Origin of the sequence: Nonomuraea sp. NPDC004580, assembly GCF_040609855.1 — a bacterium.
GTDB lineage: Bacteria > Actinomycetota > Actinomycetes > Streptosporangiales > Streptosporangiaceae > Nonomuraea > Nonomuraea salmonea.
The window spans coordinates 96,256-118,704 of record NZ_JBEXLH010000021.1; the positions used below are offsets into that span (position 1 = coordinate 96,256).

The window sequence follows — 22,449 nt, forward strand, 5'->3', positions numbered from 1 at the left end:
GGAGGCCACCGCCTGACAGCATGGACAGGCATGTGGACCTTCACCTCCGACGTCGAGGCGTACGCCGCGGTCGCCGAGCCGTTCCTGCTCGGCGACCCGGTGCGCAACACCGTCCCGCTGACGGTGCTGGCCGGTCTGCGAGCCGGCATGCCGGCCAAGGATCCACTCTTCGGCTGGTGGTCGGCCGGCGGCGAGGTGCGCGGGGCGGTCTTCCGTACGCCGCCGCATCCCGTCGGGCTCTTCTCGGTGCCCGTGGAGGCGGTCGCCCCGCTGGTGGACGCGCTCGGCGGCGACCTGCCGGTGCTGGTCGGGCCGCTCGACGTGGTCGACGCGGCCGTCCGGCTGCTCGGTGAGCCCGCGCGGGTGGTGTCGGAGCGGCTCTACCGCCTCGGCACGCTCACCGTCCCCAATGTTTCCGGCCAGGGCCGTCCCTGCGTGCCCGGCGACTTCCCGCTGCTGGTGAGCTGGTACCACGCCTTCGGCGAAGAGACCGGCATGCCGGAGGGCGACGTCGTCGAGCGGGTGGCCAGGCGGCTGGCGGGCAGGGAGCTGTTCGTGTGGGAGGACGAAGGCGCGCCCGTCTCGCTGGCCGGGCTCTCGCCGTCGTGCGGCGGGGTGTGCCGCATCGGTCCCGTCTACACGCCGCCCTCACGCCGCCGCCGCGGCTACGGGGCCGCCGTCACGGCGTACGCCAGCCGTACGGGGACCGACGAGCGCCAGGCGCAGATCGTGCTCTTCACCGACCTTGACAACCCCACCAGCAACGCCATCTACCAGGCCATCGGCTACGAACCGGTCGGCGACTACGCCCATGTCGCCTACGCCTGACGCGGTTACCATGGCTGCATGCCGCGTTACGACTTCCGGTGCCGCGCCTGCGGCTCCACCTTCGAGGTGTCCCGTCCCATGTCGGCCTCCGACGCCCCGGCCGCCTGCCCCGAGGGGCACGACGACACGGTGAAGCTGCTGTCCACCGTCTCGATGACGGGCAGCGCCGCCGCGCCCAAGGGTGGCGGTGGGGGTGGCTGCTGCGGCGGCGGCTGCTGCGCCTCCTAGCCCCGCCCCACCCGCCGGCTCCGGCGTCGACAGCCTTGGCGCCGTCGGCCTTGGCGCCGTCGGCCTTGGCGCCGTCGGCCCTGGCGCCGACGGCTCGCCCGCCGTCGGCGGCTGCGGTGCCGCCGGTTCTCCCGCCGTCGGCCCCGTCGCCGTCGGCTGTTCCGTGATGGTGGTGACGGCGAGTCTCGACAGTCGTTCGACCGTCGTGACGCCCGCCTCCATAGTGGGGCTGCGCTCCGACAGCACGGCGATGAGCAGGTCGTGGCCGGCGACGATGACCCGGCCGACACTGTTGACCGTCCACAGCCCGTCGTGCCGCGCGGCGGGCAGCCAGCCGTTCTTCAGCGCCACCTCGCCGCCGGCCGCCGCCGCGCTGACGCCCCATGCCTGCGCCGGCTCCACCGACGACATCAGCTCCAGCGCGTAGCGGCGCTCGCGGTCGGGCAGCGGCCCGCCGGGCACGACCAGCCGCTCCAGCACCTCCACCTGGTCGGAGGGCCGGCTGCGGGTGTAGCCCCACGACGTGTCCGCGCCGGGCGTGGTGTGCCGCACGCCCAGCCGGCGCAGCGTCCGCGCCAGGCCGGGCGCGCCGCCGATCGCCGCGTACAGCTCGCGGGCGCAGTCGTTGTCGCTCTGCCGGATCATCCGCGAGGTCAGCCGCCGCTCGTGCGCGCTGAGCCGCCGGCCGTGCCCGTCCAGCAGGAACGCCAGCAGGATATCCACCTTGGCCACGCTGGCCAGCAGGAACGAGGCGCGCTCGCGGAAGGCGTACCTGACGCCCGTCGTACGGTCGTGGACGGCCAGCGCGGCCCGTCCCGGCCGCCCGCTGAGGTAGCGCTCCAGCTTGAGGTCGAGGGCTCGCCACACGTCGGTGGGCGGCGAACCCTCGCCCGGCTCGGGGGCGTACCGGACAGGAAGGCTCGAGGGCGGGTCAGGCGGCCCGGCACCGCCTGGGAGGGTGACCAGCAGGGCGGCGAACAGCGACAACTCCCGTACGCGCATGTGCGGGAGCCTGCCAGCCGCCACCCCAACGGCCGGGGCGAGCAGGGTCAAACCCCGGCCAGTTCTCCCGCGTCAGGCACCCTGGATCATGCGGCTGTGGAGGCGCGCCGCTTGCGGCGCTGGAACGGCAGGAACCGGTCGGCCAGGTGCGGCCTGGACGGCGTGAGCGTCGGCTCGACCGCGATGATCCGGTCGAACCTGAACGCCCTGATCGCCCGGCGCATCCTGCACACGCCGACGAGGTACCAGTATTCGCGGTGCACCAGGCACGTCACCGGCTCCACGTCACGCGCGGTGACGCGGCCGGAGGCGTCGCGGTAGTGCAGGCGGACGTTGAGCCGGCTGGTGATGGCGTCGGCCATGAGCCTGGCGCGCGCGGCGACGTCGGCCGGCAGCGGCTCGGTGAGGGTCGTGAGCGTGGTGGCGATGACGTCGTCGTCGAGGTCGAGGTGCTCGAATGCGTGCTGCAGGCCACGCCGTGCGGTGACGGCCTGGGGCCCCGCTCCGAGGTGGGCGAGGGAGAGTGCGAGTGCGGCGATCTCGGCGGTCGTCAGCGGGCGAGTATCGTGCTTCACGACTGTCGTCATACCCCAACAATAGAGATGACGACCGACATTTTTCGAAAACCTGTCCGGAAGGACACCCCATCGCGTCAGGGGTAGTGGCGGTATCCGGCGGCTCGGGCCTCCTCCTTCGTGCAGAAGAACCTGTCCTGCAGCGGCGTCGCGTAGAACTCGTCGCCGGGGACGTTGTAGGTCATGGCGGCCATGAAGCCGGAGGCGACGACCGGCAGGCCACCGCACCTGACCACGTGGTACGGGTACCGCGTCATCTCGGCGATGACCGGCGTGAAGGACGCCAGCGCGTACACGACCGCGGCCGCCGCCAGCGCCCGCAGCCAGGCCGGCCGGAAGCGCAGCAGTGCGAGCGGGATCAGCCCCACGAGGAAGGCCAGGCCGAACAGCCCCAGATAGGGCACCGCGAACGCCACCCACGGCCGTCCCCATAACGCGACGACCACCGCGACCAGCCACAGCGCGGGCACGCCTGCGACGTACGCGGCCAGCCACGCGCTCGCCCGCAGATATGACCTCATGTGGGATGAGATGCCGGACTGCGTAGATCGGTTCCCTGGGAGACGAGAGGACCCCCGCCGCGGCGCGACGGGGGTCCTTCGTGTCGGTTCGTCAGCGGGAGAGCTGCGTCAGGTCGCGGGAGGCGCCCGTGGAGGCGGACGTCGTCATCGCCGCGTACGCCTGCAGCGCCACGCTCACCGGCCGGTTGCGGTCGCGCGGCCGGTAACCGCCCAGGTCGGCCAGCAGCCGCTCGCGGCGCTGGGCCAGCTCCTCCTCCGGCACCCGCAGCTCGAGGCCCCGGTTGGGGATGTCGATGTCGATGATGTCGCCGTCCTCGATCAGCGCCATCGCCCCGCCCTCGGCGGCCTCGGGGGAGGCGTGGCCGATGGACAGGCCGGAGGTGCCGCCGGAGAAGCGCCCGTCGGTGACGAGCGCGCACGCCTTGCCCAGGCCCTTGCCCTTGAGGAAGGACGTCGGGTAGAGCATCTCCTGCATGCCGGGGCCGCCCTTGGGGCCTTCGTACCGGATGACGACCACGTCGCCGGCCTTGACCCGCCCGCCGAGGATGCCCTCGACGGCCTGCTCCTGCGACTCGAACACCACGGCCGGCCCGCTGAACTTCCAGATCGACTCGTCCACGCCGGCCGTCTTCACGACCGCGCCGTCACGCGCGATGTTGCCGTAGAGCACGGCCAGGCCGCCGTCGGCGGTGTAGGCGTGCTCGCGGTCGCGGATGCAGCCGGCCTCGCGGTCGAGGTCGAGGGTGTCCCAGCGGTTGTCCTGGGAGTAGGCCTTGATCGTGCGGACGTTGCCGGGCGCCGCGTGCCACAGCTCGACGGCCTCGGGCTTGACCGACGGCGAGCGCACGTCCCAGGCCGCCAGCACGTCGCCCAGCGTGCCGCCGGTGACCGTGGGCACGTCGCGGTGCAGCAGCCCGGCGCGGTCGAGCTCGCCCAGGATGGCGGGGATGCCGCCGGCCCGGTGGACGTCCTCGACGTGGTACTTGTCGGTGGCCGGGGCCACCTTGCACAGGCACGGCACCCGCAGCGAGATCTCGTTGATCTCCTTGAGCCCGAAGTCGACCTGAGCCTCGCGGGCGGCGGCCAGCAGGTGCAGGATCGTGTTGGTGGAGCCGCCCATGGCGACGTCGAGGGCCATCGCGTTCTCGAACGAGGCGCGGGTGGCGATCGAGCGCGGCAGCACAGACTCGTCGCCGTCCTCGTAGTAGCGGCGGGTGATCTCGACGAGCTGCCGGCCGGCGTCCTCGAAGAGCTGCTTGCGGGCCTTGTGGGTGGCCAGCACAGTGCCGTTGCCGGGCAGCGCCAGGCCGATGGCCTCGGTCAGGCAGTTCATGGAGTTGGCGGTGAACATGCCGGAGCACGAGCCGCAGGTCGGGCAGGCGTTCTCCTCCATCTCCAGCAGCTCGGCGTCGGAGACGGAGTCGTCGGCGGAGGCGATCATCGGGTCGATCAGGTCGAGCTTCTTGCCGGGCGTCTTGCCGGCCTCCATGGGGCCGCCCGAGACGAAGATCGTCGGGATGTTCAGCCGGAACGCGGCGAGCAGCATGCCCGGCGTGATCTTGTCGCAGTTGGAGACGCAGATCAGCGCGTCGGCGCAGTGGGCTTCGACCATGTACTCGACGGCGTCGGCGATCAGCTCGCGCGACGGCAGCGAGTAGAGCATGCCGCCGTGGCCCATGGCGATGCCGTCGTCGACCGCGATCGTGTTGAACTCGCGGGGGATCGCCCCCGCCTCCCTGATCGCCGCGGACACCACGTCGCCCACCTCGCGCAGATGCACGTGACCAGGGACGAACTGGGTGAAGCTGTTGGCCACCGCGATGATGGGTTTACCGAAGTCGCTCCCGGCTACGCCGGTCGCCCGGAGCAGGGCCCGGGCACCGGCCATGTTCCTGCCGTGGGTGACTGTACGTGACCTGAGGGCGGGCATTGGCGCTTCTCCCATCGCTTAGTGAGTCTTCACATGGTACGGCCACCGCCCGGTACATGAGACGACTGTCCAGACGCCGGACACCCCGGCGCGAAGAAGACCGGCCGCCCGTCTCGGCGATCGAGACGGGCGGCCGGTCGACGTCTGGTCGGTTAGCCCTCGCCGTAGCGCGGCGGCAGCACCTGCGCGGCGATGTCGTAGATGCGGTCGATCTCGGCGGCGGTCAGCGCCCGCTCGCGCTTGGTGATCCACTTACGGGCGCGATCGCCCTGGTAGACGTCCACGTCGCGGATGGTCATGATCTTCCACGGGACCGGCGGGCCGTAGATGGCCAGCGACGGCACGACCGAGATCTCCCGGCCGAACAACTCGCTGATCAGCTTGCTCGCCTCCGACGCCTCCCACTTGGCCTCGGTGAGGCGGGGCTTCATGTCGAAGGGGCCGTGGAAGAGCTTTTTGCCCATCTGCACGCGTACGGGCAGCCGGCGATCCCACTTCTCGGAGTCGACCGCGTACACGCCGGTCGGGCCCACCACGAGATGGTCGATCTGCGCCTCGCTGCCGGGGATCGCACGGGCGTGCAAAGTGCGGTAGCCGCTGCGTTCGAGCTTCTTCAACTGCGCCTCGGTGCGGCGCTCCGCGACGGACGAGCGCCGCCACGCCGGCACGGACGAGTGGGATCGCGAACGGTAGACCGCCTCCAGGATGGCCGCGATCACGCCCGCGGTCACCCCTATCCGCCAGTCGTGCACAAGGAAGCCCACCGCGAGGCCGACGGCCACCGCCACCAGAGCGCGGTTGCGCAGGCGGCGGACCCGTGGTTGTTGCAGCAGGCTGCGCACGGACGCGCGCTCGACCGGCGCGTACGTGGAGGTGGGCGCCGAAGGCCTCGCAGCGGCGGTCTGCTCGCTTTCTGGCCGGTCGCTCACCCAGATGGGTGAGGCGTTGTGACCGTCTTCACGCTGGTTGTCGGAGTCCACGCAACTCACCGTAGCCCGGGGTTTCGATCGATTCCTAGTGTTGTCGTGTCCATAGTTTTATGGCCTGGCTCATCGTGTTCCACGCATGTTTTCGGGGTATGTCTTTCGTTCTTCTCTAGAGATGCCCAAAGGGTTCCGAACGTGCCTGAACTCCACGAGCTGTCCGCGCTCGACCAAGCCCGCTCCATCCGTTCGCGCGACATCTCGCCCGTCGAGCTCACGCGGCACTACCTCGACCGGATCGAACGCATCGATCCGGACATCGGCGCCTACGTGACCGTGACCGGCGAGCAGGCACTCGACCAGGCACGCAGCCTGGAACGCGAGCTGCCCGACGGGCCGCTCGCCGGAGTGCCGATCCCGGTCAAAGATCTTAACCTGGTGAAGGACGTGCCGATCGGTTTCGGCTCGGCCACCTACCGTGACTTCGTCGCGCCCGTCGACGACACCGTCGTCACCCGCCTGCGCGCAGCCGGCACGATCATGCTCGGCAAGACCGCCACCCCCGAGTTCGGCCTGCCCTGCTACACCGAGACCTCCGTCGGGCCGCCCGCCCGCTCACCGTGGGATCCGCGCACGTCGGCGGGCGGCTCCAGCGGGGGAGCAGCCGCCGCCGTGGCCGCCGGGCTGGCCCCCGCCGCCCACGGCAGCGACGGCGCGGGCTCGATCCGCATCCCCGCCTCGGTCTGCGGCCTGTACGGCATCAAGCCCACGCGCGGGCGCATCAGCTTCGCGCCGATCATCCCCGACCTCGCAGGTCTGTCCACGAACGGCCCCATCGCCCGTACCGTCGCCGACGCCGCGGCCCTGCTCGACGTCATGGCCCACAACGCGCCCGGTGACCTCTACCTGGCGCCGCCGCACGAGGGCACGTTCCTCTCCTGCGCCTTCCGCGAACCCGGCCTGCTGCGCATCGCCCGCTACGCCGAGCCCGTCGTGCCGGAGGCGGAGGTCGACGCCGAGGTGCTGGTCGCGTACGAGGAGGCCGCCAAGACCCTCGCCGACCTCGGCCACGACGTCGTCGAGATCCCCCGCCCCTTCGGGCCCGACGTGGTGCCCACGTTCGTCACCCTCTGGTACGCCTTCGCCTGCATGCACCCCGTACCCGAGGAGAACGAGCACCTGCTGCGGCCACTCACCCGCTGGCTGCGCAGGCGCGGCCACGCCACCTCGGCGCCCGGCTTCCTCCAGGCCCAGGCGCAGCTCCAGCTCGCCACGCGCGCCGCGCTGGAGATCACGAACGCCTACGACGCCGTCCTCACCCCGACCGTCACCCAGCCGCCCCGGCCCGTCGGCTGGTTCGAGGACGTGGACGACCCGGAGGAGACGTTCGAGCGGATGAAACGCTTCGCCGCCTTCCCCGCCATCTACAACGTCAGCGGCCAGCCCGCCGTGAACCTGCCCCTTCACTGGACCGCCGGCGGGCTGCCCATCGGCGTCATGCTGGCCGGGCGGATCGGCGAGGAGGGCCTGCTGATCTCCCTGTCGGCGCAGGTGGAGGCGGCCAGGGGCGGCTTCTGGGGCTCCCGGCGGCCCCCGGTCTGGTAAGACGCCCACAGCGGGTCTGGCCGGACCCGGCGGCGAGGATTACGGTCGTGTTGTGAACAGCGCGGCAGAGATCCTGCTCTTCCTCATCGGGGTGTCCATGGGGCTGTTCGTCCTGATCACCCTGCTCGTCCTGCTGCCCGGCCGCGGCCCCGCCCGGCCCCGCTCGGGCCCCGTCTGGCTCGGCGGCCCCTCCAGGAGCGAGCGCGGGGTGAGCACCTCCGGCCTGGCGCTGGCCGACCGCGTACCGGACTGGGCCGACGTCCCAGAACACGACTGGGTGACCGCCGCGGAAACCGCCGAACCCAGCGCCCGCACAGGCGGCGCCTCCGCCGGCTGGTGACCCCCATGCCCCACCTCCCCGGCCCCGCCAAGGCCCCCATGCAACCTCTGACGCCGGCCCACTCCCGTCGCGGAGCCCCGCCCACCGCCCGCTTCACCACCGGCCGAGGGCTGACCGCAGCCCGTCCCACCACCTGGCGAGGTGCGTCATGCGAGGACTGACCGCCGCACAGGCCGACGACATCCGGCAGGCATTGCACACCGCCGAGCGGCGCAGCGGCCTGCGCTTCGGCCTCTTCATCGGCGAACCCGTCGGCGGCCGGCGCCGCTTCGCCGAACGCCTGCACGCCGCACTCGGCCCGGGAGCCCCCGACGCCGTGGTCATCTTCGTCGACCTGACCGGACGCGGCCTGGAGATCGTCACCGGCGAGAACGCGAGGCGCCGCCTCAGCGACGGCGCCTGCCGACTGGTCGGGATGTCGATGGCCACCGCATTCAGCGTCGGCGACCTGGCGGGCGGCCTCCTGTACGGCATCGCCGCCCTCGGCGAACACGCCACCGCCCGCCGCTGACCCACCCACCCCGCTACGCCGAAGCCGGCCGCAGTGGGGTCACCCACGTCGCCGAGACGTCCCCGCTCTGGTCGCCCCGCTCCGCCGGAGTGGTCATCCACACCCGAAAGCGGGGCCAGAGAAGGCAGCGCAGTTACAGGCGTTCGAGCAGGGTGACGATGTGGCGGCTGACGCCCTCCAGCAGCGTCGCGGGCTCGATGGGCGCCTCGGCGACCGCCGAGAACAGCGACGGCAGGCCGGGCAGCGGGAACCCGTCGTCCTTGAGCGCCGCCGCGCCCACCGCGTTCTTGTCGAGCGAGGCCCGGCTGCGCTCCCAGGCATCCAGCACCTCCTCAGGGGACGGCACCCCGAACCCGTGCCCGACCGGCGCCGCGTGCCGCAGCCGTACGAGCGGGGTCTCGGCGAAGGCCAGCGCCGTACGGGCCCGCGTCTCCAGGTCGGCGCGCGGCTCGGGATCGATCCAGTCCATGGCCGTGCAGGGGTTGCGGCAGGTGGCCGCGCACACGGCCAGCGCCCCGGCGACCTGGCTGTGCTGCCGGTCGAAGTACGCCCGCCACCCCTCGGCCGGCTCCACGGAAACGCGCAACGTCCGGTTGGTGGCGGACTGCTCGGACTTGGTGTGATCGCAGTCCCGATCCCCGATCACCCCGAACCGGCTGCCCACCGCGCTCAGCCCCTCAGGCCACCGCGCCGGATCACCTGCGTGCCCGAGCTGTGGCTCGAAGGCCAGCAACGGCAGGTACTCGCTGGCGATGTGCACGGTTGCGATCATCGGGCTGAGCTCGCGCCGGTGCCACCGGGCCGCGATGACCTCGAGCAGCAGCCCGTACGCGGGCCGCAGCGACTCCAGGGCACCGCGCGGCTGCTCGCGCGGGGTCTGCGGCATGTGGCAGGCACGGGCACGCCGCCGCAGGTCGGCGGGCACCACCCGCGCCTCGGCCGCGAAGTCCTCGGCGTCCAGCGAGAGCAACCGATGCCCGAACTCGCACACCTCCTCGATCTCCCCGGCGGGCGCGAGCGCACCGAGGTCGGCGAAGGCGTAACGACGGGCAAGGGCGATGAACAGGTCACGAGTCGAGTCCACGCGACGACTTTCTCACGATCAGCGCCCGATGACGGACATGCGCCCCTCGTTCCCCCAGCCCCGCAATCCACCGCGAAGCGCAGGAGCAGGGCGAGGAAAGGGGCGGGGAGCAGTCCGGAGCCGGCGGCAGGCCGGGCGGCCCGGTCAAGGGCAGGGGGCGCGGATGCACTGGACGTCGCCCGTCGGTTTGCTGACCGTGGGCTCCGACGTCGGCTCCTCCGGGCCCGGCGGGGTCGTCGGCTCCGCCGTCGGCGTCGGCTCGGAAGACGTCGTGGGCGGGGAGCTGGGGGTGCGGGTCGGGGTGGTGGGGGTGGAGGTCGGGTGGGAGACGCTGGGCGCGGGGGTGCTGGATGCCGACGGCTTCGACGCGGGGGAGCGCCGCACGGGGTGGGCCGTGGGGCGCTTGGGGGTGGCCGTCGGGGTGGGAGGCACGATGTCGACCGGGGTGCCGAGGAAGGTGGGCGGCGAGACGTTGGCGCCGCCGCTCGTCGGCTCGGCGGGGCGCCACCACACGGTCCCGGCCACGACGGCGGTGACGATGACGGCGATGAGCATGGTGAGCCCCGCCCGCAGTGTCTTGTTGCGGCGCCGCGGCGCGGGCAGCTCGCGGGGAGCGCTCAGCGCCTTGCGCGCCGCCTCGGCCATCTGCGGCGCGGACTGCCAGCGCGCGTCGGGCGACTTCTCCAGCGCCCTGGTGACGACCTGCCGTGGCCCGGGCGGCACACTGTCGGGCAACCGGGGCACGGGGGAGTTGAGGTGCTTGAAGATGATCTGTACGGGAGTGTCGCCCTGGAACGGCAGCTCCCCGCTCAGGCACTCGTACGCCACCACCCCCAGCGCGTAGACGTCGACCGCGGGCGTCACGTCGCTGGCGGTGGCCATCTCGGGAGCGCAGTAGCCGGCCGAGCAGAGCATGGTGCCGGTGGCCGTGAGCTGCCCCGCCGAGGCGGAGTGGGCGATGCCGAAGTCGGTGAGCACCACGCCGCCATGGGCCCTGACCATGAGGTTGGCCGGCTTGACGTCGCGATGCACGATGCCCTGGGCGTGGGCGGCGGTGAGCGCGTCGGCGACCTCGGCGACCAGCCGCATGGTGGTCTCGACGCCGAGCGGCCCGCGCCGCAGCACGCGGTCGAGCGACTCGCCCTCGACGTAGGCCATCACCAGGAAGCTGACCCGGCGCCCCTCGACCTCGCAGACGCCGTAGTCGTAGACGTCGACGACGCCGGGGTGGCGCAGCGTGGCCATGGCCCTGGCTTCGTTCTGGAAGCGCTGGATGAAGGTCGGGTCTTCGCTGAGCGCGGGCATCAGCACCTTGACCGCGACCGTGCGCCCGAGCACGGTGTCGTCGGCACGCCACACCTCGCCCATGCCGCCGCCGCCGAGACGGTCGCCGAGCACGTAGCGGTCGTTGAGGGTGGTCCCCGCGCCTAGCACCGTTCGAGGCTAACACCGCACCCGGGGTGCCATCGTCAACTCGATGTAGCCGGTAGGCCACGGAGACCTACCGGCTGTGACCGATCAACCTGCCGCCGCGGCGTCCTTCTCCCGGTTGCGCAGCGCGCGGCCGACGCCGTCGGCGCCCTCGAGGATGAGCCTGCGCAGCGCCTGCGGCGGCTGCGCCTCGGTGAGGAAGCGCTGGGCGGCCTCGACCGTGGCGGGCTCGATGAGGAACGAGGGGAAGCAGCCGACGGCGAACGTCGAGGCCTGGTCGAACGTCCACTCCTTGTAGATGCGGCCGACCTCGGCGAAGTACTTCTCCCTGTACGGAGCCAGCAGGTCGATGTGGTGCGGGTCCTGGAAGCCGCCGATGGTAGCCCTGGCGATGTGGTTGGCCAGCTCGCCGCCCACGATGCGCTCCCACGCCGCCGCCTTGGCCTCGGCCGTCGGGATGGCCGCCCGGCACGTGGCGGCCGAGCGCTCACCGGTGGCCGTGGGGTCGCGCCGCAGCTCGGCCTCGATGTCGCCCTCGCCGCACCGGCCACCGGACACGAGCGCCTGCAGCAGCGTCCAGCGCAGGTCGGTGTCGACGGCCAGCCCGTCGGGCACCGAGGTGCCGTCGAGGATGCCCTGGATCAGGTCGAGGTCGCCGCCCGAGGTGGCGACCCCCGCGAACGCCTGCACGAAGGCGAGCTGGTGGTCGGAGCCCGGCGCGGCGGAGCCGAGCAGCGAGCGCAGCTCGGTGGCCAGCAGCGCGAGGCCCTCGGGCTGCCAGGCCGGGTCGGCGTACTGCTGCGCGGCCTGGCGGGCCTGGCGCAGCACGGCCTGCAGGACCGTGATGTCGGTGACGGTGGCCGCGCCGGAGACGACGAGCTTGACGTAGTCGCGGGCGGGCATCTCGCCGTCGCGGGTCATGTCCCAGGCCGCCGACCAGCACAGGGCGCGCGGCAGCGACTCGGTGATCTTCGCGATGCCGCCGTCGACGAGCGTGCGCAAGGAGGCGTCGTCGAGGCGGATCTTGGCGTAGGTGAGGTCGTCGTCGTTGAGCAGCACCAGGTCGGGCTGCTCCTCGCCGACGAGCTGGGCCACCTCGGTACGGGCGCCGACGACGTCCAGTTCGACCCGCTTGGTCCGGGTGAGGGTGCCGCCGGAGAGCGAGTACAGGCCGATCGCGATGCGGTGCGACCGCAGCGTCGGGTAGTCGGCCGGAGCCTCCTGCAGCACCTCGAACTTGGTGAAGCGGCCCCCGGACACCTCGAACTCCGGCCGCAGCGTGTTGACCCAGGAGGTCTCCAGCCACTCCTTCGACCAGGCCGACAGGTCGCGCCCGGAGGTGCGCTCCAGAGCGTCGAGCAGGTCCTTCAGCTCGGTGTTGCCCCAGGCGTGCTCGGCGAAGTAGTCGCGGACGCCGGCCAGGAAGTTGTCCAGCCCCACGTACGCGACGAGCTGCTTGAGCACGGAGGCGCCCTTGGCGTAGGTGATGCCGTCGAAGTTGACCTCGACCGCCTGCATGTCGGGGATGTCGGCGGAGATGGGGTGGGTGGAGGGCAGCTGGTCCTGGCGGTAGGCCCAGGCCTTCTCCACGTTCGCGAACGTCGTCCACGCGCCGCCGCCCCACCGGGTGGCCTCGGCCTGGGCGAGCACCGACATGTAGGTGGCGAACGACTCGTTCAGCCACAGGTCGTCCCACCAGCGCATGGTGACGAGGTCGCCGAACCACATGTGGGCCATCTCGTGCAGGATCGTCTCGGCGCGCCGCTCGACGACGGCGTCGGTGACGCGGGAGCGGAAGACGTAGTCCTCCAGGAACGTCACGCAGCCCGCGTTCTCCATGGCGCCGGCGTTGAACTCGGGCACGAAGAGCTGGTCGTACTTGCCGAAGGGGTAGCGCACGCCGAACACGCGGTGGAAGAAGTCGAAGCCCTGCCGGGTGACCTCGAGGATGTTGTCGGCGTCGAGGTGCTCGGCGAGCGAGGCGCGGCAGTAGATGCCGAGCGGGATGCCGTCGTGCTCGGAAGTCACCTTGTGGTACGGCCCGGCGACGAGCGCGGTGATGTAGGTGGACATGACCGGCGTGGGCGGGAACTCCCACCGCTTGGCGGTCTGCCCGGGCACGTCGCTCACCGTCTCCGCGGCGGCGTTGGAGACGACCTCCCAGTCGCCCGGCGCCAGCACGGTGAGCTTGAAGGCGGCCTTGAGGTCGGGCTGGTCGAAGCAGGCGTACATGCGGTGGGCGTCGGCCGTCTCGAACTGGCTGTGCAGGTAGACCTTCTGGTCGACCGGGTCGACGAAGCGGTGCAGGCCCTCGCCGGTGCGCATGTAGCTGCAGCGGGAGTCGACGACGAGCTCGTTGGCGGCGGCCAGGGACGGCAGCGGGAAGCGCCCCCGCTCGGCGTCGTAGGCGGAGACGTCGAGGTCCTCGCCGTTGAGCGTGACCCGCCTGACCTCGGCGCCGTGCAGGTCGATGAAGGTGGACGACCCCGGGGCCGTGCTGGTGAAGCGGACCTTCGTGACGCTCTCGAAGCGCTCGTCTCCCTCGGTCAGGTCGAGTGCCACGTCGTACGACTCGACCGTCAACAGCCGGGCGCGCTCACGAGCCTCGTCCCGGGTCAGGTTGCCTGCCAACTTGCGCTCCTTTTCACCACTTCGTCGGGGTTGTCCGTATCCTGCCACGCCGGGAATAGGACCCGAACCACCTCAGGTTACGGGCTGACATGACAGAGAAGATTCCCGTGGATCTCTGGTTCGATCCTGCCTGTCCGTTCGCCTGGATCACCTCACGATGGCTGCTCGAAGTCGAGAAGGTCAGGCCGATCGAGCCGCGGTGGCGGCAGATGTCCCTCTACTTCCTCAATGAGGACAAGGACGTCCCCGCCGACTACCTCGAGCGGGCCGCCAAGGGCATGGGCTCCGTACGCGTCGTCGCCGCGGCCGCCGCCAAGCACGGCGAGCAGGTCATCGGCCCGCTCTACACCGCGCTCGGCACCCGCCTGCACGACGAGGGCCTCGGCAAGGAGCCCGAGCGGTTGCGCGAGGTCATCGAGGGCGCGCTCGACGAGGTCGGCCTCGACCGCTCGCTCGCCGACGAGATGCGCTCCGAGGAGTGGGACCCGGCCATCCGCACCTCCCACGAGGAGGGCATCGGCCTGGTCGGCGAGGAGGTCGGCACCCCGATCATCCGCGTCGGCCAGAACGCCTTCTTCGGCCCGGTCATCACCAAGATCATTCGTGGCGAGGACGCGGGCAAGCTCTGGGACGGCGTCCTCATGGTCACCCAGTACGAGGACTTCTTCGAACTCAAGCGCACCAGGACCAGGCGCCCGCAGTTCGACTGACACTCCGGGAAGAAGAAAAGCCGGTCGCGGTGTAAAGGGCTTATCCCCGAGTGCGGATGAGCCCTCGCGTCCCGGGCCGGGTCGCTGTCAGGATGGGTCCATGCGTCAGCTGTACATCGGCGGCTCCTGGACCGCGTCGGCATCCGACGAACCCATCGAGGTCGTGAACCCGGCCACAGAAGACGTCATCGATCATGTGCCCGCCGGCACGCCCGACGACGTCGAGGCGGCGGTGGCCGCAGCCGGGCGAGCCTTCCCCGAGTGGTCGCGCACGCCCGCCGCCGAGCGCGGCAGACTGCTCGCCGAGGCCGCCGAGCTGCTGAGACAGCGCTCGCACGACATGGCCAAGACCATCGCGACCGACATGGGCGCGCCGCTGGGGTTCGCGCTCAAGGTGCAGACGCTCACGCCCGCCGCCGTCCTCGCCTCCTACGCCGAGCTGGCCGGGAGCCACCCGCGCGAGTCGCGGGTCGGCAACTCGCTGGTCGTGAAGGAGCCGGTGGGGGTCGTCGCCGCCATCACGCCGTGGAACTACCCGCTGCACCAGGTCGTGTGCAAGGTCGCGCCCGCGCTGGCCGCCGGCTGCACCGTGGTGCTCAAGCCGAGCGAGGTGGCGCCGCTCGCCGCGTACGCACTGGCCGAGATCTTCGACGAGGTGGGCCTGCCGCCGGGAGTGTTCAACCTGGTCAGCGGCCGCGGGCCGGTCGTCGGCGAGGCCATGGCCGCCCACCCGGGCGTCGACATGGTCTCCTTCACCGGCTCCACCGCCGCGGGCCGCCGGGTGGCCGCGCTCGCCGCCGAGACCGTCAAGCGGGTGGCGCTGGAGCTGGGCGGCAAGTCCGCCAACCTCATCCTGCCCGACGCCGACCTGCCGCTCGCGGTCAAGGTCGGCGTGGCCAACTGCTTCGTGAACGCGGGCCAGACCTGCTCGGCGTGGACCCGCATGCTCGTCCAGCGCGACCAGTACGACGAGGCCGTCGGGCTGGCCGTCGAACTGGCCCGCGGCTACCGCGTCGGCGACCCCTTCGACGAGTCCACCAAGGTCGGGCCGCTGGTGTCGGCCGCCCAGCGCGACCGGGTGACCCGCTACGTCAACCGGGGCCAGGAGGAGGGTGCCAGGCTGGTGGCGGGCGGCACCGAGCGGCCGCACGAGCGCGGCTACTACGTCGAGCCCACGGTCTTCGCGGCCGTCGAGCCGGGCATGACGATCGAGCAGGAGGAGATCTTCGGCCCGGTGCTGTCGCTCATCCCGTACTTCGACGAGGACGACGCCGTCAAGATCGCCAACGGCACCCCCTACGGCCTGGCCGGCGCGGTCTGGGCGGGCACCGACGAGCGCGCGCTCGACGTCGCCCGCCGCCTGCGCACCGGCCAGGTGGCCGTCAACGGCGGCCGCTTCAATCCGATGGCCCCCTTCGGCGGCTACAAGCAGTCGGGCCTGGGCCGCGAGCTGGGCGAGCACGGCCTGGAGGAGTTCTTGGAGGTCAAGTCGCTGCAGCTCTAGACGATCAGCCCGCCCGTGGCCAGGACGTTCTGGCCGGTCACCCACCGCCCGTCGGGGCCGGCCAGGAACGCGACCACGGCCGCGATGTCGTCGGGCCTGCCCAGCCGTCCCAGCGCGGTCATGGCCGGCGTCTGCGCCAGCGCCTCCGGCGGGTTGGCGCCACGCAGCATGTCGGTGTCGGTGGCGCCGGACGAGACCACGTTGACCGTGATGCCGCGCCCGCCCAGCTCGCGCGCCGCCACCTTGGCGAACTGCTCCATCGCCCCCTTGCTGCCGCAGTAGAGGGCCAGGGTGGGGGCGGGCACCCGCGTGTTGAGCGAGGAGACGTTGACGATGCGCCCGCCGTCGCGCATCACCCGGCCCGCCCACTGGACGGCCAGGAAGACCGCCTTGGCGTTGACCGCGAACACCCGGTCGTAGTCGTCGCCGGTGATGGCGTCGATGGGTTTCTGGGCCTCGGCGGTGGCGGCGTTGTTGACCAGGATGTCGAGGCCGGGCAGCCGCGCCTCCGCCTCGGCGAACAGCCGCCGCAGGTCCTCCTCGTCGCCGAGGTCGGCGCGTACGGCGTGTGCTCCCGTCTCCTTGGCGACCTGCTCGGCCGCCTCGGTGGAGCTCTGGTAGCAGAAGACGACCTCGGCGCCGTCGGCGGCCAGCCGCTCGACGATCGCCCTGCCGATGCCCCTGGAGCCGCCGGTGACCAGTGCGCCCTTGCCGGAGAGTACGCTCATGCCGCCAAGCTACGCCTTGAGCATGATCGTTCGGGCCTCGGTTCGCGGCAGGCGATCGATGTAGAGCTTGCCGTCGAGGTGGTCGGTCTCGTGCTGCATGCAGCGGGCCAGCGAGCCGCGCGTCCTGAGGCGTACGGGCCGCTGCAACCGGTCGAGCCCCTCCACCGACACGCCCGCGGCGCGCGCGACCGGCGCATAAAGCGGCACGCGGGTGCCGCGGTCGGTCACCGACAGGCAGCCCTCCTCGTCGATCACCTCTTCAGGGTCGTCCACGGTCAGGACCGGGTTGATCACGTGGCCCTTCCGGCCGGCGATGTCGTAGACGAACAACCGCCGCGACACGCCGATCTGCGGGCCGGCCAGACCGACGCCGTTGACCGCGTACATGGCCTGGAACATCTCCTCGATGAGCCTGCGCAGCTCGCGGTCGAAGTCCGTCACCGGCTCCGCGGGCGTGCGCAGGACGGGGTCGCCGAGGGCCCGGATCTCTCGCATGACTCTGCTCTCGCCTCTCGTGTAAGGACTGGGTGTGCGTAGGAGTCATTACTCTACCGAGCGGGAACCTCTCGCCGGGGGGCTGTGGAAGACTGGCACCGTGCGTGTCTACATCGGTGCCGACCATGCCGGCTATGAGCTCAAGAACCACCTCGTGTCCTGGCTGAAGGACCACGGGCACGAGGTGACCGACTGCGGTCCCTTCGTCTACGACGCCGAGGACGACTATCCCGCGTTCGTCCTGCGCGCCGCCGAGGGCGTCGCCGGCGACCCGGGCAGCCTGGGCATCGTGATCGGCGGATCGGGCAACGGCGAGCAGATCGCCGCCAACAAGGTGCGCGGCATCCGCGCCGCGCTCGCCTGGAGCGAGGAGACGGCCGGCCTGGCCCGCGAGCACAACAACGCCAACATCGTCAGCGTCGGCGCCCGCATGCACTCCACCGAGGAGGCCACCAGGTTCGTGGAGGTCTTCCTGTCCACGTCGTTCTCCGGCAGCGAGCGCCACAGCAGGCGCATCGCGCAGCTGACCTCCTACGAGACCATCGGCCAGCTGCCCTCGCTCCCTTAGCCCTTGCGCTTGGCCTCGCGCCTGGGCATCTCGTCGCGCAGGGGCCGCCTGTCGGCGGCCTCCTGCTGTTGCTTCGACGGTCGCGACACGTCGCGGGCCCGCATGGCGACGACCGGCGTGATCTGCAGACTTTGCAAGGCCATGCCGTCGAGCCTACGCCAGGGTCGCCGGGCGGGTCAGAAGACCAGCCCCGTCCACGGCTTCGGGCTCCACGACATCGCCGTGGCCAGCCTGTGCACGACGCCCGCGGTGTGCTCGCGCAGCAGCCCCGCCTGCAGCTGCTCGCCGAGCATCCCGTCGCCGAGGTACGCCGAGCCGAGCGAGGCCACCGGCAGCGTGACGTCCGGCTCGTCGTCCACCGGCTTGCACGTGGCGCCCGTCAGGTCGGCGGTCAGCCGCCAGCGCCGCGCGTTCCACGGGCAGACGTCGTCCTCGACCTCGATCACCACGTCCACCGGCGCCGAGTACGACCGGGCCGAAAGCGCCCTGTCCACCTCGACCAGCCGCACCCACAGCTCGTCCGACCAGCGGGCGCGGACCTGCCGCTGGTCGGCCAGCAGCGCGATCAGCGGGTCGTCGACCGGCCTGCCGTACGTCTCGACGCGGGTGACCAGGTCGCGGTCGAGCACGTTGCGCCAGAGCAGCGCGTACGCGGCCGGGTCGGCCGCCTCCAGCTCGCCCAGCATCAGCGTGCCCGCCGGGATGTCGTTGTCGTCCCACGACGACTTGATGCGGAACAACGCGTAGCCGCGCACGCCCTGGTCGTCCTCGGCCAGGATCGCCCGCAGCGGGCCGCGCCCCGCCTGGTCGGCCTCCTCGTCGGCGAGGATGCCCGTCCAGTGGTGCGCGTTGCGCTCGTAGCGGCCGGGGCGCCGCGTGACGACGGCGGCGAACAGCTTCTCCAGCTCCTCGCGCACCTGCGCGGGCTTGGCCACCCTGATCCGCAGCGACGGGTCATGGGGGCCGTTCCGCACGAACGCCGAGCGGCGGGTGTCGATGCGGAACGGCAGGTTGGTGGAGGCCCTGCCGTAGCCGTACCGGCCGTAGATGAGGGACTCGGACGCGTAGAGCGCGGCCACGGGCTCGCCGCGCTCACGGATGTCGGACAGCTGCCTGCGCATGAGCGCGGACAGCACCCCGCGCCGGCGGTGGGAGGGCAGCACGCTGACGGCCGTCACCCCGGCGACGGGCAGCTGCCCGCCGGGGACCGTCATCGTGAAGCTGTAGACGGAGGTGACGCCGGCCATCTGGTCGCCGTCGAAGGCCGCGAGCGTGCGGTCGAACTCCGTCTCGGCCTTGGCCCGCTCGACCTTGGCGGGATGGGGCGCCCACCCGAACGCCTCTTCGAGCACCTGGGCGTAGACCGGGAACTCGGACTCGTCAATCGGACGGATCGGGTACGTCATCCGTCCACGGTAGGAGCGGGCAAAGGGGTGAGGCCACCGAATATACCTGCTTAATGATCAAGGCGTTGGTCAAGTGGGCTGCCCAAACAGGGGTCAGACCGATACAGTCAGGCGCATCATGAGTTCCCGTCCGGCGCCGCTGATCCCGCCACGGGTCCGCGCCGCCCTGGTGCGGGTGCCCTTCCTCGTGCATGTCGTCCGCTTCGTCCGGCGCGTGCTCATCGCCCGTGACCGCAACCTGCTCATCACGCTCATCGTGCTGGCGCTCGTCATCGGATTCCTCGCGGCCGAGGTCTCCAACGAGTGGTTCTCGCCGTCGCTGCTCATCCTCGTCACGCTCGTCGGCGGGCTCCAGCTCCGGCTGCGCAGCCTGATCAAGCTGCTGGTGGGCGTCGGGGTCTCGCTGGGCTACGTCGCGGTCAACCTCGGCGCGGGCCGGGTGGGGCTCGGGCTCGGCGTGACGATCCTGTTCACCACCGTGCTCGCCGTGCTCATGGCCCGCACCAGGGGCGTGCTCGGCGTCCAGGGCCTGCGCGGCGACGCCATGCTGCTGGAGCTGCGCGACCGGCTGAAGAGCCAGGGCGAGCTGCCCCAGCTGCCGAAGGACTGGGGCGCGAAGGTCGTGCTCAAGCAGGCGGGCGGCTCGTCGTTCGGCGGCGACTTCCTGGTCTCGAGGCGCGACGGCGACTCCGTCGAGATCGCGCTGGTCGACGTCTCGGGCAAGGGCGTCGACGCCGGCACCCGGGCGCTGCTGCTGTCGGGGACGTTCGGCGGCCTGCTCGGCTCGGTCGACGACTTCCTGCCCGCCTGCAACGCCTACCTGCACAGACAGCACGGCGACGAAGGCTTCGTCACGGCCGTCCACCTGCGCCTCGACCTCGCCACCGGCGACTACACGATCACCTCGGCTGGCCATCCGCCGGTCGTGAAGTTCGACGCCGGCACCGGCAACTGGCAGGTCGCCTCGGCCAAGGGCGTCGTGCTCGGCGTGGTGCCCGACCTGCACTGCGAGCCCGACAGCGGCACCCTGCGCAAGGGCGACGCGCTGCTGCTGTTCACCGACGGCCTCATCGAGCAGCCCGGCCGCGACATCGACGCCGGGCTCGACCGGCTGCTCGGCGAGGCCGAGCGGCTGCTGCCGTCCGGCTTCCGCGACGGCGCCAGGGCCCTGGTCAACGCCATGGCCTCCGGCCACAACGACGACTGCGCGCTGGTGCTCATCTGGCGACCGTGACGTTTCACACGGGACGAGTCGTGACACCGGTCACTTTCAGCCGACGCCGCCCGGCTGAGATCCTCTAGGGGGTCGGGCCCCGGCGGAGCGGCGCGGCTCCACCGGGTCCCGTCACGTGGCTCCTCCCGTCACAGCCAGCCGCAGTCACTCGCGATGCGCACCGCGTCGAGCCGGTTGCGGGCGCCCGTCTTGCACATGATGCGCGACAGGTGGTTGCGCACGGTGCCGACCGACAGGAACAACTCGTCGGCGATCTCCGTCGAACGGGCGCCGCCCGCCGCGATGCGCAGCACGTCGAGCTCGCGCCTGGTCAGCGGGTTGGTGGCGCACTCCAGCGCGGCCACGGCCAGCTCCGCCTCGATCGCCCGATGGCCCGCGGCCACCTGGCGCACGCCGTCCGTGAGGTGCTCGGGGCGTACGCACAGGCTCATGAAGCCCAGCGCGCGACCCGCCAGCGCCTCGCGGACCTGCGCCGGGTTGGGGGCGGCCGACAGGAGCAGCACCCCGCAGCGGGGCGCGTGCTCGGCGAGCAGGGCGCTCGCCGGCCGTCCCGGAAGGTCGAGATCGACGACCGCCACGTCGGGATCGGCGTCCAGCGCCGCACGGACCACCTCGTCGGCGTGTCCTGCCTCGGCGACCACCCGCATGTCGGGCTCGGCTCCGAGCGTGGCGAGCAGACCACGGCGCACCAAGGGAAGGTGCTCGGCGATCAGTATGCGGATCAAGACGTCCCCCTCCGTCGTCTCTTAGGGTGATCGTCTGATCGCACCCTGTCAATGCCTGTCAAAAGCGGTACGCCGTGCGGCGTGGCGAGTTCGACTACTCTGGGGCTGTCGGACCTTTCGTCTGTCCTTATCGTTCGCCGGGAGCGCGTCTAGATGAACTGGCTCTACGCCGTGGGGATCATCCTCTTCCTCCTCGGCCTGATGGTCTCCATCGCGCTGCACGAGCTCGGTCACCTGGTCCCCGCCAAGCTCTTCGGGGTCAAGGTCACCCAATACATGGTGGGTTTCGGCGGCACCGCGTGGTCCCGGCGCAAGGGCGAGACCGAATACGGCATCAAGTGGATCCCGTTCGGCGGCTACATCCGCATGATCGGCATGCTGCCGCCGCGTCCCGGCGACGACCCGACCAAGGTGCGCAGCACCGCCACCGGGCCGTTCCAGGGGCTGATCGAGTCGGCCCGCGACGCCGCCCAGGAAGAGGTGCGGCCGGGCGACGAAGAGCGCGTCTTCTACCGCAAGAAGTGGTGGCAGAAGGTCATCATCATGTCGGGCGGCCCGGCGATGAACTTCGTGCTCGCCTTCGTCTTCTTCAGCATCCTGCTGGTCGGCATCGGCCTGCCCACCTGGGCCCCGATCGTCTCGCCCGACACCAACACGTGCGTGATCCCGATCTCCGAGCAGCGCGCGCAGTGCACGCCCGCCGACAAGCCGACCCCGGCCGCCCAGGCCGGCATGAAGCCGGGCGACGAGATCGTCGCCTTCGACGGCAAGAAGATCACTTCCTGGGACGACGCCACCAAGCTCATCCGCTCCCACGGCCCCGGTCCGGCCAAGGTCGGCATCGTCCGCGACGGCAAGCCGATGACGCTCGACGTCACGCTCATCGCCCAAGACCGGCCCAACCTCGACGACCCGACGAAGATCGACAGGAACGTCGGCTTCCTCGGCGTGCTGCCCACCGAGGTCATGCAGAAGCAGAGCATCGGCCAGGTGGTCGGCTACATGGGCGATCTGTCGGTCAGGGTCGCGGGCTCCCTGGTCAACCTGCCCAACAAGATGGTCGGCGTCTGGCACGCCGCCTTCTCCGGCGAGGAGCGCGACCCCGAGGGCCCGGTCGGCGTGGTCGGCGCGGGCCGCATGGGCGGCGAGATCCTCGCCTCCGACCTGTCGACCGAGAAGAAGATCGCCATCTTCGTCAACCTGCTGGCCGGCTTCAACCTGGCGATCGGCATGTTCAACCTGCTGCCGCTGCTGCCGCTCGACGGCGGTCACATCGCGGGCGGCCTGTGGGAGGGCATCAAGCGGGCCTACGCCAGGATCATGCGCAGGCCGGAGCCCGCCTATGTGGACATCGCCAAGGTGCTGCCGGTGACGTACGCGGTGGCGATCGTCATGATCATCATGGCGGGCCTGCTCGTCTACGCCGACCTGGTCAACCCGCTCACGCTGACGAACTGACCCCCTGCCGGT

Annotated in this window: 22 protein-coding genes and 1 pseudogene; 10 read left to right on the forward strand and 13 right to left on the reverse strand. The window is 71.4% G+C overall.

What is annotated here, in order from left to right; translation table 11 throughout:
• Positions 1–30: 30 nt before the first annotated feature.
• On the forward strand, positions 31–828 hold the full coding sequence (locus ABZW11_RS22600) for a GNAT family N-acetyltransferase (protein ID WP_355420155.1): 798 nt from the start codon (positions 31–33) through the stop codon (positions 826–828).
• Positions 829–846: 18 nt separating this feature from the next.
• Positions 847–1,056, forward strand: coding sequence for a zinc ribbon domain-containing protein (locus ABZW11_RS22605; RefSeq protein ID WP_345409330.1), 210 nt, complete (start codon positions 847–849; stop codon positions 1,054–1,056).
• 318 nt (positions 1,057–1,374) lie between these two features.
• On the opposite strand, the pseudogene ABZW11_RS22610 reads toward ABZW11_RS22605, so the two are convergent.
• From ABZW11_RS22610 to ABZW11_RS22630, 5 genes and pseudogenes are all read right to left on the reverse strand, one after another.
• Positions 1,375–2,058: pseudogene (locus ABZW11_RS22610) on the reverse strand (serine hydrolase); the annotation flags it as partial.
• Positions 2,059–2,144: 86 nt separating this feature from the next.
• Positions 2,145–2,645 (reverse strand): WYL domain-containing protein, encoded by a 501-nt coding sequence (locus tag ABZW11_RS22615; RefSeq protein WP_355420158.1) that lies wholly within the window; start codon positions 2,643–2,645, stop codon positions 2,145–2,147.
• 65 nt (positions 2,646–2,710) lie between these two features.
• On the reverse strand, positions 2,711–3,154 hold the full coding sequence (locus ABZW11_RS22620; RefSeq protein WP_355420161.1) for a hypothetical protein: 444 nt from the start codon (positions 3,152–3,154) through the stop codon (positions 2,711–2,713).
• A 91-nt stretch (positions 3,155–3,245) separates the two neighbouring features.
• Positions 3,246–5,084 carry a dihydroxy-acid dehydratase gene (gene ilvD, locus ABZW11_RS22625; RefSeq protein ID WP_355420164.1) on the reverse strand — a complete coding sequence of 613 codons (1,839 nt, stop codon included), beginning with the start codon at positions 5,082–5,084 and terminating at the stop codon, positions 3,246–3,248.
• 152 nt (positions 5,085–5,236) lie between these two features.
• Positions 5,237–6,064, reverse strand: a complete 828-nt coding sequence (locus tag ABZW11_RS22630; protein WP_355420167.1) for a nuclease-related domain-containing protein — start codon at positions 6,062–6,064, stop codon at positions 5,237–5,239.
• 141 nt (positions 6,065–6,205) lie between these two features.
• On the opposite strand from ABZW11_RS22630, the gene ABZW11_RS22635 reads away from it, so the two are divergent.
• From ABZW11_RS22635 to ABZW11_RS22645, 3 genes are all read left to right on the forward strand, one after another.
• Positions 6,206–7,612, forward strand: coding sequence for an amidase (locus ABZW11_RS22635; RefSeq protein ID WP_355420169.1), 1,407 nt, complete (start codon positions 6,206–6,208; stop codon positions 7,610–7,612).
• A gap of 52 nt (positions 7,613–7,664) precedes the next feature.
• Positions 7,665–7,952, forward strand: a complete 288-nt coding sequence (locus ABZW11_RS22640) for a hypothetical protein (RefSeq protein WP_355420172.1) — start codon at positions 7,665–7,667, stop codon at positions 7,950–7,952.
• 148 nt (positions 7,953–8,100) lie between these two features.
• Positions 8,101–8,463, forward strand: coding sequence for a TPM domain-containing protein (locus tag ABZW11_RS22645; RefSeq protein WP_355420174.1), 363 nt, complete (start codon positions 8,101–8,103; stop codon positions 8,461–8,463).
• A 133-nt stretch (positions 8,464–8,596) separates the two neighbouring features.
• Here ABZW11_RS22645 and ABZW11_RS22650 read toward each other — a convergent pair whose 3' ends face one another.
• The 3 genes from ABZW11_RS22650 to pepN all read right to left on the reverse strand — a co-directional run bounded on the left by ABZW11_RS22650 (position 8,597) and on the right by pepN (position 13,609).
• Positions 8,597–9,547, reverse strand: a complete 951-nt coding sequence (locus ABZW11_RS22650) for a hypothetical protein (protein ID WP_355420177.1) — start codon at positions 9,545–9,547, stop codon at positions 8,597–8,599.
• Positions 9,548–9,691: 144 nt separating this feature from the next.
• Positions 9,692–10,981 (reverse strand): serine/threonine-protein kinase, encoded by a 1,290-nt coding sequence (locus ABZW11_RS22655; protein WP_355420179.1) that lies wholly within the window; start codon positions 10,979–10,981, stop codon positions 9,692–9,694.
• A gap of 84 nt (positions 10,982–11,065) precedes the next feature.
• Entirely contained in the window at positions 11,066–13,609 is a 2,544-nt protein-coding gene (gene pepN, locus ABZW11_RS22660; protein ID WP_355420182.1) for an aminopeptidase N, read from the reverse strand.
• A gap of 89 nt (positions 13,610–13,698) precedes the next feature.
• Here pepN and ABZW11_RS22665 point away from each other — a divergent pair, with 89 nt between their 5' ends.
• Together ABZW11_RS22665 and ABZW11_RS22670 are read left to right on the forward strand one after the other, a co-directional pair.
• The gene (locus ABZW11_RS22665) at positions 13,699–14,319 is read left to right on the forward strand and encodes a disulfide bond formation protein DsbA (RefSeq protein WP_355420185.1); all 621 of its coding nucleotides are present in this window, start codon (positions 13,699–13,701) and stop codon (positions 14,317–14,319) included.
• A gap of 100 nt (positions 14,320–14,419) precedes the next feature.
• Complete coding sequence (locus tag ABZW11_RS22670; RefSeq protein ID WP_355420188.1) at positions 14,420–15,823, forward strand: aldehyde dehydrogenase family protein; 1,404 nt, start codon at positions 14,420–14,422, stop codon at positions 15,821–15,823.
• On the opposite strand, the gene ABZW11_RS22675 is transcribed toward ABZW11_RS22670, so the two are convergent.
• Positions 15,820–16,551, reverse strand: coding sequence for an SDR family oxidoreductase (locus ABZW11_RS22675; RefSeq protein ID WP_355420191.1), 732 nt, complete (start codon positions 16,549–16,551; stop codon positions 15,820–15,822). The genes ABZW11_RS22670 and ABZW11_RS22675 overlap by 4 nt on opposite strands.
• Before the next feature lie 9 nt (positions 16,552–16,560).
• A complete protein-coding gene (gene def, locus ABZW11_RS22680) occupies positions 16,561–17,046 on the reverse strand; it encodes a peptide deformylase (protein WP_355420194.1) in 486 nt (161 codons plus the stop codon).
• A gap of 100 nt (positions 17,047–17,146) precedes the next feature.
• Here def and ABZW11_RS22685 point away from each other — a divergent pair, with 100 nt between their 5' ends.
• The gene (locus ABZW11_RS22685; RefSeq protein WP_345388030.1) at positions 17,147–17,614 is read left to right on the forward strand and encodes a ribose-5-phosphate isomerase; all 468 of its coding nucleotides are present in this window, start codon (positions 17,147–17,149) and stop codon (positions 17,612–17,614) included.
• Here ABZW11_RS22685 and ABZW11_RS22690 read toward each other — a convergent pair.
• Both ABZW11_RS22690 and ABZW11_RS22695 read right to left on the reverse strand, forming a co-directional pair.
• Positions 17,611–17,757, reverse strand: coding sequence for a hypothetical protein (locus tag ABZW11_RS22690; protein ID WP_355420198.1), 147 nt, complete (start codon positions 17,755–17,757; stop codon positions 17,611–17,613). The two genes, ABZW11_RS22685 and ABZW11_RS22690, sit on opposite strands and share 4 nt — an antisense overlap.
• Before the next feature lie 33 nt (positions 17,758–17,790).
• Positions 17,791–19,020, reverse strand: coding sequence for a GNAT family N-acetyltransferase (locus tag ABZW11_RS22695; protein ID WP_355420201.1), 1,230 nt, complete (start codon positions 19,018–19,020; stop codon positions 17,791–17,793).
• Between the two features lie 118 nt (positions 19,021–19,138).
• On the opposite strand from ABZW11_RS22695, the gene ABZW11_RS22700 reads away from it, so the two are divergent.
• Positions 19,139–20,254 carry a PP2C family protein-serine/threonine phosphatase gene (locus ABZW11_RS22700; RefSeq protein WP_355420204.1) on the forward strand — a complete coding sequence of 372 codons (1,116 nt, stop codon included), beginning with the start codon at positions 19,139–19,141 and terminating at the stop codon, positions 20,252–20,254.
• 128 nt (positions 20,255–20,382) lie between these two features.
• On the opposite strand, the gene ABZW11_RS22705 is transcribed toward ABZW11_RS22700, so the two are convergent.
• Positions 20,383–20,979 (reverse strand): response regulator transcription factor, encoded by a 597-nt coding sequence (locus tag ABZW11_RS22705; RefSeq protein WP_355420206.1) that lies wholly within the window; start codon positions 20,977–20,979, stop codon positions 20,383–20,385.
• 153 nt (positions 20,980–21,132) lie between these two features.
• Here ABZW11_RS22705 and ABZW11_RS22710 point away from each other — a divergent pair, with 153 nt between their 5' ends.
• A complete protein-coding gene (locus tag ABZW11_RS22710; RefSeq protein WP_355420208.1) occupies positions 21,133–22,437 on the forward strand; it encodes a site-2 protease family protein in 1,305 nt (434 codons plus the stop codon).
• Positions 22,438–22,449: the final 12 nt, after the last annotated feature.